The following is a 12,792-nucleotide window of genomic DNA, read 5'->3' on the forward strand; positions in this document are numbered from 1 at the left end:
ATGCTCTGCTGCCTGACGGAGGTCACGTGCGCATAGTCCTCGGAGTCGGGGGAGGGATTGCCGCCTACAAGGCGGCATCGCTCCTCCGGCTTTTTACTGAAGCCGGTCATGACGTCACCGTCATCCCCACCGACGCCTCCACCCGGTTCGTGGGGGTTGCCACCTGGGAGGCCCTCTCCGGGCATCCGGTGAGCAACAGCGTCTTCGACGACGTGCACACCGTCAACCACGTCCGGCTCGGCCACGAGGCGGAGCTGATCGTGGTGGCCCCGGCGACCGCGGACCTGCTGGCCCGCGCCGCCACCGGGCAGGCCAACGACCTGCTCACCAACACGCTGCTGATGGCCGGCGGCCCGGTGCTGATGGCCCCCGCCATGCACACCGAGATGTGGCGCCACCAGGCCACGCAGGCGAACGTCGAGACCCTGCGCTCCCGCGGCATCACCGTTCTCGAGCCCGACTCAGGTCGCCTCACCGGCGCCGACTCCGGCCCCGGCCGGCTGCCCGAACCCGCCGCGATCTTCGCCGCCGCCATGGCGCTGGCCGAATCCTCCGGCATCCCCGGAGGCCCGGAGCGTGCTGCGGCCTCCGGCCCTGCCGGCCCCACGGCTTCCGGCCCCGCCCCGCTGGCAGGCATCAGGGTCACCATCAGTGCCGGCGGTACCCGTGAACCACTGGACCCGGTCCGCTTCCTCGGCAACCGCTCCTCCGGGAAGCAGGGCGTGGCCCTCGCCGCCGCCGCCCGCGACGCCGGCGCGAATGTGCGGTTGCTCGCCGCGCACATGGACGTCCCCGCGCCCGAGGGGGTCGACGTCGTCCGCGTGGAAACCGCACTGGAACTCCGGCAGGCCGCCCTGCGCGCCTCCGCCGAGTCGGACGTCATCATCATGGCCGCCGCCGTCGCCGACTTCCGCCCGGCCGAAACCTCTGCGACCAAGATCAAGAAACGCGACGACACCGCCGACCCGGTCATCTCCCTGGTCCGCAACCCGGACATCCTCAAGGAACTGGTGGAGGTCCGCGACACCGCATCCCGCAACCAGCTGATCGTGGGCTTCGCCGCCGAGACCGGCGACGCCGACGGCGGGGTCCTCGAGTACGCCGAGGCCAAGCTGCGGCGCAAGGGCTGCGACCTCCTGGTGGTCAACCAGGTGGGCCGCGACGAGGTCTTCGGCCAGGACACCAATTCCGTAGTCATCCTCGCCCGCTCCGGCTCCGAACCCCAAGAGGCGTCGGGCAGCAAGTCCGATGTCGCTGCTGCCGTGATCGACCGCGTCAGCGCCGAGCTGAGCCGGGTGCAACCGCCCGGCTGACACCCGGCGTTAGCAAGGTCTCCCTCACCGGAGGTCACGCGCCGCCGTATGCCCGTTCCCAACCAGTAAGGTAGTTGAGTGACTTTACCGCTGCACATCCCAGACTTCCACGGGTCCACGCCCGCCTCGCTCCGGCTCTTCACCTCCGAGTCCGTGACGGAGGGACACCCGGACAAGATCTGTGACCAGATCAGCGATGCCATCCTCGACGCCCTGCTGGCCAAGGACCCTGAGTCCCGGGTCGCCGTCGAAACCCTCGCCACCACCGGCCTGGTCCACGTTGCCGGCGAGGTGACCACCGACGCGTACGTCGAGATCCCGCAGATCGTCCGCGAGACGATCCTGGGCATCGGCTACGACTCCTCCGCCAACGGCTTCGACGGCGCCCGCTGCGGCGTTTCGGTTTCCATCGGCCAGCAGTCCAACGACATCGCCGGCGGCGTCTTCAACTCCATCGAGGCCCGCGAAGGCCGCCAGGAGGACGACTACGACCTCCAGGGCGCCGGCGACCAGGGCCTCATGTTCGGCTACGCCAGCGACGAGACCCCCTCCTACATGCCGGTCCCGATCTGGCTGGCGCACAGGCTCTCCGAACGCCTCACCGAGGTCCGCAAGTCCGGCCAGCTGGACTACCTGCGCCCCGACGGTAAGACCCAGGTCACCGTGGGCTACGACGGCGATCGCCCGGTCTCGCTTGAAACCGTCGTGATCTCCAGCCAGCACGCCGAGGGCGCCAGCCTTGACCAGCTCCGGGCCGACCTCGCCGAGCAGGTGGTGAACCCGGTGATGGCCATGTCCAACCTGGACACCTCCCGCTCGCGCAACATCCTCAACCCCGCCGGCGCCTTCGTGATCGGCGGCCCGGTGGGCGACGCCGGCCTGACCGGCCGCAAGATCATCGTCGACACCTACGGCGGCATGGCCCGCCACGGCGGCGGCGCCTTCTCCGGCAAGGATCCGTCGAAGGTGGACCGCTCGGCGGCCTACGCCATGCGCTGGGTGGCGAAGAACGTGGTTGCCGCCGGCCTGGCCCGCCGTGCCGAGATCCAGATCGCCTACGCCATCGGCCAGGCCCGCCCCGTGGGCACCTACGTCGAAACCTTCGGCACCGAGACCGTGGACCCGGCGCGCATCAGCGAGGCGATCTCCGAGATCTTCGACCTGCGCCCGCGCGCCATCATCGATGCCCTCGACCTCAAGCGCCCGATCTACGCCAAGACCGCCGCGCACGGCCACTTCGGCCGCGACGAACCGGACTTCACTTGGGAGCGGCTGGACCGCGTGGACGCGCTGAAGGCCTTCTTCAACGCCTGATTCCACATTGTCAGTGCTCTGTGATGTGCTGTAGCCAGGCCGCCAACCGGCGGCCTGGCTACATGCTTTAACCCGCCCTTTCGGCCGGGCCCGCAGCCTTTTGAATGCCGTTGTGCCGGCCCGAAGCACCTGGGAAAGGAGAGACCCGTGAGCGAGTCACGCCGCGCCGCCGCGCCGGAGGAACCCTTCCAGCTCTCCCTCCTGCAGGGCTTCCCGGCCTCCGCCGCCGCGGCGGGTCCCGCCCTGGCCGCCGAACTTCCCGTGGCACGGGTGCAGTTGGAGAGCTTCCTGCCGCACCTGGACCGGCCCTTTGACTACAGCGTGCCCGCCGACCTGGACGCGGCGGCCCGGCCCGGCGTGCGGGTGAAGGTCAAGTTTGGCGGGCAGGAGCTTGGCGGCTTCCTGCTGGAACGCGTAGCCGCCTCCGATGCCGGGCATGCGCTGGTGCCGCTGCACAAGGTGGTTTCCCCGGTGCCCGTGCTGACTCCCGGGGTGGCAGCGCTGGCGGAGCGCGTTGCGGCCCGCTACGCCGGCACCGTCAGTGACGTCCTGCGCGTTGCCGTGCCGCCGCGGATGGCGAGGCTGGAGAAGGAATTCGCCCCAGGCGGTGACCTGGACCCGTCCGTGTTTACCGAACCCGAACCGGGGGACGACGGGACCGCGGACCCCCAGCCGGACAAGGCGGCCCCGGCGGCAGTTCCGCCGCCCTCGGGCTGGTCCGCCTACCGCAACGGCGGTGCGTTCCTGCAGCACCTTGGCGCGGGGGAGTCGCCCCGTGCGGTGCTCTCGGCGCTGCAAGGCTTCGGCCCCGCGGCGTGGCCCCGGCTGATCGCCGAAGCCGTCGCGGCCGTGCGCCGCTCGGGCCGGGGCGCCGTCGTCGTCGTTCCCGACTACCGGGACCTGGACCGGGTGGAGGCGGCGCTCTTGGAGCTGCTGCCCGCCGCCGACGTGGCGCGGCTGACCGCCGACGACGGGCCCACCCCGCGCTACCGGAACTTCCTGCGGGTGCTCAGCGGGGCGGCAGGCGTCGTGGTCGGGACGCGGTCCGCCGCCTACGCCCCGCTGCACCGCCTCGGACTGGTGGTCTGCTGGGACGACGGGGACGACCTGCACATCGAACAACGGGCGCCGTATGCCCATGCCCGTGAGGTGCTCCTGCTGCGGGCGGTGCACGAAGGAGCGGCCTGCCTGCTCGCCGGGCACGCCCGTAGCACGGAGACCCAGCGGCTGGTGGAGTCCGGCTGGGCGCTTCCCGTCGAAGCGGACCGCACCGTGGTGCGCCGGACCGTGCCGCGGGTGGTGAATACCGCGGACAGCTTCGAGCAGGAGCGCGACCCGCTGGCCCGGATCGCCAGGCTGCCCGGCGCTGCATGGCGTGCGGCGAAGGAGGGCCTGGAGCGCGGCCCGGTGCTGGTTCAGGTGGCCCGCGCCGGGTATGCGCCGTCGCTGGCGTGTGAGCGCTGCCGCGAACCGGCCCGCTGTACCGCCTGCAACGGTCCGCTGGCCATCAACGGCCCCGCCGGCAGCGGCGCCGTCCCGGTCTGCCGCTGGTGCTCCACCGCGGCGGGTCATTGGCGGTGTGCCACCTGCAACGGCACTCAGCTCCGCCGGGGCGCCACCGGGGCGCTCCGGACCGCGGAGGAACTGGGTCGCGCGTTCCCCGGCAAGCCCGTGGTGAACTCGTCCGGTGACCGGGTCCTGGCCACCGTCCCGGACACCAAGGCCCTCGTGGTGGCCACCGTGGGAGCCGAGCCCGTGGCGTCGGGCGGATACGCCGCCGCGCTACTGCTGGACGGCGATTCCCTGTTGCGCCGCGAGAACCTTAGGGCGGGGGAGGACGCCGTGCGCCGCTGGTTCAATGCCGCCGCCCTGGTCCGGCCCGCCGCCGATGGCGGCCTGGTGGTGATCACCGCCGACGACGCCGCGGGCGTGGGTGCGTTGCTGCGGTGGGATCCCGCCGGTTATGCCGGCCGGGAACTCGGACTCCGGCAGGAACTGTCGCTGCCCCCGGCGGTGCGGGTCGCGTCCCTGACCGGACCAAGGACGGCGGTCGGGCATTTCACCTCCGCCGTCGAGGCCGGCCTGGCGTCGCGGGTTATCACGCTGCGGACCGCCGGACCGGCGCCGCTTCCCGGCTCCGGGTTTCCGGCGCCGGGCGTGCCGGGTGCCGGTGTGTCAGGCACCGGTGGGCCGGGTACGGGTGGGCCGGGTGCCCAGGCCGGCGGCGCGTCCCGCGGCGAAGACGTCCGGACGCTGCTGTTCATTCCGTACGCCCAGGCAGCCGAAGTGACTAAGGCGCTACGGGCCGTGAAGGCGGCCGCCGCGGCCAAGCGAAGCGACGACCCGGTGCAGGTCCGGCTCGACGGCGTGGACGTGCTGTAGATGGCGCCCATCCATGGTCCGGAAGCCGTTGCCGCGGCGTTGAACGATCTGGCCGATGCCGAGACTGTCGAGGACGGGGCGGAGAGTTGGTTCCGAAGCGTCTGGATGGTGGAGCAGCGCCCCCTGGCAGCAGATGTGTGGGTTTTTTCGCCCGACTACCTGAGCATCCTCGTGGTGGATCATCCCTGGCGAGGGCTGGTACCGCCAGGCGGGAAGGTGGAACCGGGGGAGACCCCGCGTGAGGGCGCCGTACGGGAGCTGGCCGAGGAGACCGGGCTCGTCCTGGAGGTCGCCGCGGCTCCGGTGTTCGCTGCTGTCCGGTCCTACCGGGACGACTTGCCGCCGACGTTGAACCTCTCGTACTGGACGGTCGCCAGCCCTGGGACGGCCCGCCTCGTTCCCGAGGCGGACCAACCCGCCCTGTGGGTTGACGTCGGCAGCGCTTGGAGGACTTACCACGCCAACGACGCACAGGTGATCTCGGGATTTGCGGAACGGAAGCGCCGCGAACAGCGACCCCTTTAGGCAGACGGCTCGGCTGCTGTTCTCAGAGGAACGCTGAGGCGATGACCGCGCCCATGGAGAGCAGCCCGGCCACGATGACGGGAACACTCCACGTTGAGGCGGCAGACCCGTATTGGGCGGTGCCGTGCGCGGACCGGGCCAGCTGCCACGCCGCCACGATGTCATCCCGTCCGGTCCGGGTCTCCGGCTGGCTGAGCCGTTCGTTGCTGGGGAGCACAGTGAAGGGGCGGCTCTTCAGTTCGACCTCCCGTCCGAAGCCCGCACCGAACGCCGACGGCGGCGTCGGGGCACCCCAGCTCACATACTTCCTGCCGGCCGCGTAGATGACCGTGGTGAACCTGACTTCGATGTCGGTCACTGCCGTGAACGGTATCCGGTGATCGCGTACACCGTTGATCACGTCGAACCCCGTGGTGTCGACGCGCAGGCACGGGCGCCACTGCGAGATATAGACAAACCATGACGCCAGTGCCAGCCAGGGGGCGGCACTGCTAACGGTGTGAAGGTCGCCGGCGGCAACCAACCAGGTAAGCGCTGTCGTCGCGCAGACCCACACACCGGCGGCCACGGGCCGGGCCGATGCAGACCTGTAGGTCGCTGCCGGGCGCGCCACGCCAACGTCGCGGCCGGATACGTGGCCGCTCACCGGCTCCTCCTTCGATGTGCGCAATGGTCCCCCTCCATGCACGGGCGCCTGCCCGGATGAATGAAACCTATCCCATGAACCCGCCGTAGGCCGCGTCACGCCGGTCAATCGATGGAGGCAGTAGGCTCACCGCATGAGGACCCGGGGGATCTTGCTCATCGTGCTGGGAACGTTGGCCGTCGTGGTCGCCGTCGTGGTGTTTGTCCGTGGAGGGTCCAACACCGCTTGCCCGGCGATTGGTTACGTCTACACCGGGGACGTGGAACTGACGTTTCCGCAGGAGCCCCCGTCCGTCGCGGCCTGCTTCGGGAGCGGCTGCACTCCGGCCCCGGTCAGCCGGAGTGCGGACGGACGGTGGCTGGTGCCTCAATCCGCGCCGTACCTGGCGCCGGGGACGGCCGTGACTTCCATCGTTGTGAGGGCCGTCGATTCCTCCGGCGTCGGTGGCGCGAAGGAACTGAAGATCGAGAGCGAGTCGACGGGTGAGCACCCCTACGGTCCGACCTGCGGCGGACCGTTTCGTTTCACGCCGGTGCGGGTGCCACCGTCGTAGTAAATCGGTGGGATGGGTGCTGTGATGTCCCTGCTCGACGGCAGGGTCCGGACGTGCGCGCCACAATCTCATGGGCCGCCCCCGACGCGACACGGCCTCCATACGTCCTTCCGCTCGTCGTATCGTGGCAAGGCGGCTCTGGCATCATGTGGAGATGTCGTTCTCTCTGCGCCAACCCGCCCTCTCCGACGCGGCTAACGTCGCCGAACTGCACGTTCACACCTGGCGGGAGACGTACTCGCATCTGCTTCCTGAGGACTTCTTTACGGAACGGCATGTCCAGGGGCGCCACCGGATGTGGGAACACATTCTCGGAAACCCCGGCGGGGATCGGTGTGTCCGGATCGCCGAGGACGAGCAAGAGCAGATCCTGGGTTTTGCGATGACCGGACCCAGCTTCGGCCCCGAAGACGAGGAACTGCCCCGCGACCGCCAGTTGTTCTGCCTCTATGTGGCCGCGGCCCATCACGGCACTGGGGTGGGACAGGCACTGCTTGACACCACCGCAGGAAACGCTCCGACCATGCTGTGGGTCGCGAAGGACAATCCACGTGCGGTGGCCTTCTACCGTCGCAACGGCTTCGAGTTCGACGGCGTGGAGCAGCAAGATCCGGGCGCGCCGAAAATTACCGATGCCCGCATGGTCCGCTAAACGCACAACATGATCGGTCTCGGTCCATCCCGCGGAATCGGGGCCGCGCAATAATGGCCGGATGCCCTCCACCCATGACATCGTTACTTTCCACGATCCCCCCGTCCCCGAGGGACAGTCGCCCTATGTGGGCGACGCCGGCCCTTCGCCTGACGTCGATGTCGTCGAGTCGAAGGCGATCTGGCCCGACCAGTTCCGCCACCTTGAGGACCGAGTCCGACGGGCGCTGGGCTGGCGCGTCCTGGAACTGGAGCACGTCGGTTCAACCGCTGTTCCAATGCTCCCGGCAAAGGCCATTATCGACATCGATCTTGTAGTTGCGGACCCCAATAATGAGCGGGCGTACGTCCCGGCCCTCCTGGATGATGGTTTCGAGCTGCGCATCCGGGAACCTTGGTGGTTTGGTCATCGAGTACTTTGGCACGGTGAGCCCGCCTGCCATCTGCACGTTTTCGGTTACGACAGCCCAGAAACAGTGAAGCACCGGATCTTCCGCGACTGGCTGCGCGCCAATCCCGATGAACGTGATCTCTACGCGGCAGCCAAACAACAAGCGGCAGCGGAGGCCTTTTCCTCGGGCGAGCATTCGATGCAGTACAACGCACGCAAACAAAAGGTCATGAGGGAGATCTACCACCGGGCTTTCGTTGCCACGGGACTGCTGGACTCATAAGCGCAGGCTCCTGCTCGATCGGTACGCTCGTCTCCGTTGCGCCGCCCTCGTGCAAGAATGTGGTCATGACACCCAGCGACGGCGGGCGTAGAGTCGCTCACACTTCGGAGAGCAACGCAGTCGGCTTCGGTTCGCTCCCGGAGCGCCGGAATCAGCCATATACGTGAACTTTATCCGCGCTGATGCGGGTGACCGGGAGAAGTTTAAGGGCGGTGACATCGATGCGGACGAGTGAACTGGACGACGGCGGCCGGCGTCCCGGCACTACGGTGGCCGTGACAGTCGGACTCTCGGCAATATTCGGAGCGTCGGTGCTGGTTCAGGTATGGCTCTTGCCGGCGGCGGTGGCGAGGGCCGTTGCCCTCTTTCCGGAAGCAGTTCCGCTCGCCGCCCCCGCCCTTGTCTGGGGTGTTTGCGCCATCGCCTGCTGGCAGGCTGTAGCCGTGGGAGGGTTGCGGCTCGTCCACCTTCCTCGCACGCCGCAAGCAGAGGCGTCGACGCGCCGATGGGTCTTCGGAGTCATCGGCTGCCTGCTGGCCTTCGTAGTCCTCGATGGATTGGCCTTCACCCGGCTGAATGAAGCAGGCTTCACCCCTCCCGGGCTGATGCTAGGACTCATCGCGAGCGGACTTATCAGCCTGATCGCTGCCGCGGCATTGGCTCTGTTCCTGGCAAGCGGTCCGTCACTTCGCGTAGCGATCCGCCGCTAGATCTGCCCGCGCCCGGCAACGCCAACAACCGAGGCCCTACCGCCGTCGTCGGCCCTGCTTCCTCAGCGCCACCGCTTCCTCGGCCGCGGTGAGGAGCCGGCGGGCAGATTCGTCCCAGCTGAACTCCGCGGCCCGGCGCACGGACCGCACGGACCGGTCCTTCCACAGCGCCGGATCCTCCAGATCGCGGACGGCGGCCGCGAAGTCGGCCGGCGAGGATGGATCCACGTAGCTGACCACGTCGGAACCCACCTCGCGGAAAATTGGGATGTCGCTGGCGATCACCGGCGTCCCATGAGACATCGCCTCCACCAGCGGCAGCCCGTAGCCCTCTGCCTTGGACAGGCTTACCAGCGCGGTGGTCCGGGCCAGCAGGGCTTCGTACTCCGCATCCGTGACCCCGTTGTGGAACACCACATTGGCGCCCGCGGGAATCAGAGCCTCCAGCTCGGCACGGCGCTCGGGCGTAATCCGGCTCAGCAGGTGGAGCGTCATCTCCGGCAGCTCCGCCATGCCGCGGACCATTGTCTCAACGTTTTTGTAGGGCATGAACGAGCCCATGTAAAGCAGCGTCTTCTCGGCCCCGGCGCCGGGATCACGAGGGGTCAGCCCCGGCTGGGGTGCGTTCCCGACGATCCGCACCGGGCGCCTGGTCAGCCGGTACTTGGCCATCAGCGCCTCGGTGGTGGCGCTGATGGTGGCCACGACATCGGCCCGGTTGAGCAGCACCCGCTGCGGCCAGAACGCCTTGTGGTACAGCCTCCACAGCACCCGAACGGGCGCCGGCAGGAAGCCGGGGGGAGCCGGGTGCTCGTAATAGATCAGGTCGTGGAGGGTCAGGATTAGCGCGTACTTCCGCCCCCAGCTGCCCATGGTCTGCATCGGGCAGACGACGACGTCGGCCCCCAGCGTGTTGATCTTCCGGGCGACGAACAGCTCGGCCGGGGACAGCGGGCTGTTGATCAGCGTGTAGGGCACGTCCGGCAGCAGCGCGAGCTGGCGGGTGTCGCTGATCAGCATGGACACGTCGGCCACCTTGGCGGCGGCCGCGATCAGGCTGGAACCGTAGCGGCTGATGCCGTCGTGGTGGTCCAGCCGGGTGAAGCGGGCGTCGATGAGAATTTTCACGCGGCGTGGTCCTTCAGGAAGCGGCGGATGAAACCGGCGGCGGGTTCCGGGGTCTCATAGTGGATCAGGTGTCCGACGCCGGGGATGACGTCCAGGGTGCCGTCGGGAAGGCGGGGGAGCAGTTTGTGCTGGTCCGGCAGGGCGGCGATCTCGTCCTTCTCCCCGGCGATCAGCAGCACCGGCAGCGTCAGACGCTCGGCGACCTCAGCCACGTTGTTTCCCACCGAGGCCTTGAAGGCCTCCAGCAGGCTGTCCCGGTCCGCGAAGGCGGAGAAGTAGGCGGTGTGCTGGGCGTGGACGAATTGCCGCAGGCGCTTGTCCCTGGTCTTGGCCATGGTCTCGCTCATCACACGCACGATCAGCTGGTTGCGCAGCAGGGCGTTGCCCAGCCGGCGGGGGAGCCGGGCCGCGGCCTCGTAGTAGAGCACCGCGGCCTTGGTCATCAGCCCCTTCGGGCCCTCCAGGGCCGGCGCCGCGATCGGGTTGATGAGGATCAGTTCGGACACCGCGTCCGGGTGATGGGCGACGAAGTGGCTGGTGATGATCGAGCCGAACGAGTGGCCCAGCAGCACCGTGTCCGGTCCCAGCCCCAGGGCGGCCATGAAGTCGGCCACGAACCGCCCGTAGCCCTCCACGCTGTGCGCACCGGCGGCAAGGGCACCGGAGACACCGAAGCCCGGCAGGTCGGGCATGACCAGGCGCATCTCGGGGAGCTGGTCCGCCACCCGGAGCAGGCCGTGGTGGTCGCCGCGAAAGCCGTGGATCACCAGGATGGTGCGGGTGTCCGGGGTCTCCTGCTCGGGTTCATACGTCCAGTACGCCACCCGGGTGCCGTTGAGGTCCACGGTGGAGGCGGCGGCGCGGGTCTGCAGGGCGGCGCTGAGGAGCGGTTGCGGGGGAGGGGGTTGGGTCGCCACGTGTTCCATTCGTTGTGGTGGGGGGCCTGTGGTGGGGTGCGGGCGGCGGGGCGTCAGTTGACGTTGTCCGGGTTGGACCCGGTGCGGAAGCCGCGGTCCAGACCGGCCAGGGCGTCCAGGTCCGCCGTCGTCAGCTCGAACCCGAAGACGTCGTGGTTTTCGTGGATCCGGGCGTAGGAGCTGGCCTTCGGGATGACCACATTGCCCAGTTGCAGGTGCCACCGGATGATGACCTGCGCGGGGGAGCGGCGGTGGGCGGCGGCGATCTCCGTCACCACCGGGTCCTCGAGGACCTGGCCGCGGCCCAGCGGGCTCCAGGCTTCCGTCACGATTCCCAGGGAGGAGTGAAGTTCGCGCAGTTCGGCCTGCTGCAGCCACGGGTGCAGCTCGATCTGGTTCACGGCGGGGACCACCTCTGCGTCCTGCAACAGCCGGTCAAGGTGCGCCGGCTGGAAGTTGGACACGCCGATCGCGCGGACCCGTCCCTCCCGGTAGAGGGTCTCCAGCGCCCGGTAGCTGTCCGTGTAGAGACCGCGCCCGGGGCAGGGCCAGTGGATCAGGTAAAGGTCGAGGTACTCGAGGCCCAGCTTGGCCATCGAGGTGTCGAAGGCCCGCAGCGTCGCGTCGTAGCCCTGGTCGTCATTCCATAGCTTGGTGGTGACGAAGAGGTCCTCACGCGTCAGCCGGGGGTGCCGCTCCCCGGAGCCGCCGGTGGCGCCGTCGAACGCTGCCAGCGCACCAATAGCCTTGCCGACGCCGGTCTCGTTGCCGTACATCGCGGCGGTGTCGAAGTGCCGGTAGCCGGCCTCCAGTGCCATGGTCACCAGCCCGGCGGCATCGGCCGGCGGCACCTTATACAGCCCGTAGCCCAGGCGGTCCATCAGCACACCGTTGTTCAGCGTCACCCGCGGCGTCATTCTCATATCAACGACTCTACCTAGTACCCCGGCCTCTCCGGCGTTCCGTCCGCCTTAGCCGAGCCCCTCGGTGCTTACCAGCCGCCGGGCACTGGCCTCGTCCAGGATCAGGTCCGTGGCGAGGCCCGCGGCCAGGGCGCCGCGCAGTCCGTTGATCTTGGAGGCGCCGGAGACCACGCAGATCCGCCGCCGGACCTGCCGGAGCTGCGCCAGGTCCGGCCCGGTGGAGCGTTCGTTCAGGGTGATGCCGTCGGAGGAGCCGTCCGCGCGGAAGAACACGGTCGCTACGTCGCCCACGACGTCGGACCCGGCCAGGACGCTGAGGTCGTCCTCGTCGAGGTAGCCGCCCGCGTAGACGTGGCTGGGGTAGTCGGCGTCGACCGATCCGACACCGAAAATGGCGATGCTCATCCGCGCCTGCAGCTGAAGGATGCGCTGCACGCTGCGCTCATTCCACATGGCTTGCTTGGTGGCGGCGTGGTCGAAGAACGCGGGCACCGGGAACTGTTCCACGCGCGCGCCGTAGGCGCTGCCGAAGCGGCGCATGATGTCCGAGGCGTAGGTGATGCCGGTGGTCTGCATGTTTCCGGCGCCGTTGAGCTGGACGATGATGCTGTCGTGCGTAATCTTTCGGGTCAGGTGTCGGCTGACCGCACTCAGCGTGGATCCCCACGCGACGCCGATGATCGCGTTCGAATCAACCAGCGGGCCGATGGTCCGCGCGGCCTGCATGGCCACCCGGTCAAGGGTTTCCGCCTCGTTCAGGGTGTCCACCACCGGAACCACGTGGACGTCCACCTTGTATTCGGCCTTGATCCGGCTGGCGAGCTCGGGGCCGGTGTCCAGCGGGCTGCGGATTTGGATCTGCACCAGGCCCGATTCCCGGGCAGCGGAGAGCAACCGCGAGACGGTCGAACGCGAGGTCCGCAGCTCCCGTGCGATCGCGTCCATGGTCAGGTCCTGGAGGTAGTACAACTGGGCCGCCCGGAGGGCGTCCGACTGGCGCGTCGGCGACATTGCTGCTCCCTTCTGCACGTTTGTGCATAGTGCTTGACTCCATTT

At 68.9% G+C, this 12,792-nt stretch carries 13 protein-coding genes; 8 read left to right on the forward strand and 5 right to left on the reverse strand.

The features are described 5' to 3' along the window. Positions 1-26 precede the first annotated feature (26 nt). From QWJ39_RS10600 to QWJ39_RS10615, 4 genes are all read left to right on the forward strand, one after another. Positions 27-1,313 carry a bifunctional phosphopantothenoylcysteine decarboxylase/phosphopantothenate synthase gene (locus QWJ39_RS10600; protein ID WP_290257753.1) on the forward strand — a complete coding sequence of 429 codons (1,287 nt, stop codon included), beginning with the start codon at positions 27-29 and terminating at the stop codon, positions 1,311-1,313. Between the two features lie 78 nt (positions 1,314-1,391). After that, positions 1,392-2,627 carry a methionine adenosyltransferase gene (gene metK / locus QWJ39_RS10605; RefSeq protein ID WP_290257755.1) on the forward strand — a complete coding sequence of 412 codons (1,236 nt, stop codon included), beginning with the start codon at positions 1,392-1,394 and terminating at the stop codon, positions 2,625-2,627. 147 nt (positions 2,628-2,774) lie between these two features. Continuing rightward, a complete protein-coding gene (locus tag QWJ39_RS10610) occupies positions 2,775-5,009 on the forward strand; it encodes a primosomal protein N' (protein WP_290257756.1) in 2,235 nt (744 codons plus the stop codon). Continuing rightward, positions 5,010-5,534 (forward strand): NUDIX domain-containing protein, encoded by a 525-nt coding sequence (locus tag QWJ39_RS10615; protein WP_290257757.1) that lies wholly within the window; start codon positions 5,010-5,012, stop codon positions 5,532-5,534. Between the two features lie 22 nt (positions 5,535-5,556). Here QWJ39_RS10615 and QWJ39_RS10620 read toward each other — a convergent pair whose 3' ends face one another. Next, a complete protein-coding gene (locus QWJ39_RS10620) occupies positions 5,557-6,180 on the reverse strand; it encodes a hypothetical protein (protein WP_290257758.1) in 624 nt (207 codons plus the stop codon). A gap of 133 nt (positions 6,181-6,313) precedes the next feature. Between QWJ39_RS10620 and QWJ39_RS10625 the strand changes: the two genes are divergently transcribed. From QWJ39_RS10625 to QWJ39_RS10640, 4 genes are all read left to right on the forward strand, one after another. Beyond that, the gene (locus QWJ39_RS10625; protein ID WP_290257759.1) at positions 6,314-6,733 is read left to right on the forward strand and encodes a hypothetical protein; all 420 of its coding nucleotides are present in this window, start codon (positions 6,314-6,316) and stop codon (positions 6,731-6,733) included. Between the two features lie 154 nt (positions 6,734-6,887). Beyond that, positions 6,888-7,385 carry a GNAT family N-acetyltransferase gene (locus tag QWJ39_RS10630; RefSeq protein WP_290257760.1) on the forward strand — a complete coding sequence of 166 codons (498 nt, stop codon included), beginning with the start codon at positions 6,888-6,890 and terminating at the stop codon, positions 7,383-7,385. A 61-nt stretch (positions 7,386-7,446) separates the two neighbouring features. Then, positions 7,447-8,058 (forward strand): GrpB family protein, encoded by a 612-nt coding sequence (locus QWJ39_RS10635; RefSeq protein WP_290257761.1) that lies wholly within the window; start codon positions 7,447-7,449, stop codon positions 8,056-8,058. Between the two features lie 275 nt (positions 8,059-8,333). Further along, positions 8,334-8,768 (forward strand): DUF2975 domain-containing protein, encoded by a 435-nt coding sequence (locus QWJ39_RS10640; RefSeq protein ID WP_290257762.1) that lies wholly within the window; start codon positions 8,334-8,336, stop codon positions 8,766-8,768. A 36-nt stretch (positions 8,769-8,804) separates the two neighbouring features. Here the strand turns inward: QWJ39_RS10640 and QWJ39_RS10645 are convergent, their stop codons facing one another. From QWJ39_RS10645 to QWJ39_RS10660, 4 genes are read right to left on the reverse strand one after another with little or no spacing between them, the layout of a single operon-like run. Beyond that, positions 8,805-9,896: a glycosyltransferase family 1 protein gene (locus tag QWJ39_RS10645; protein ID WP_290257763.1), complete on the reverse strand. Its 1,092-nt coding sequence runs from the start codon at positions 9,894-9,896 to the stop codon at positions 8,805-8,807. Beyond that, complete coding sequence (locus QWJ39_RS10650; protein WP_290257764.1) at positions 9,893-10,813, reverse strand: alpha/beta hydrolase; 921 nt, start codon at positions 10,811-10,813, stop codon at positions 9,893-9,895. Before QWJ39_RS10650 ends, QWJ39_RS10645 begins: the two co-directional genes overlap by 4 nt. A 53-nt stretch (positions 10,814-10,866) precedes the next feature. Next, a complete protein-coding gene (locus QWJ39_RS10655; RefSeq protein ID WP_290257765.1) occupies positions 10,867-11,736 on the reverse strand; it encodes an aldo/keto reductase in 870 nt (289 codons plus the stop codon). A 48-nt stretch (positions 11,737-11,784) separates the two neighbouring features. Next, entirely contained in the window at positions 11,785-12,747 is a 963-nt protein-coding gene (locus QWJ39_RS10660; RefSeq protein ID WP_290257766.1) for a sugar-binding domain-containing protein, read from the reverse strand. Positions 12,748-12,792: the final 45 nt, after the last annotated feature.

The sequence above is a fragment of the Arthrobacter sp. YD4 genome, from assembly GCF_030410515.1.
Taxonomy (GTDB): Bacteria; Actinomycetota; Actinomycetes; order Actinomycetales; family Micrococcaceae; genus Arthrobacter.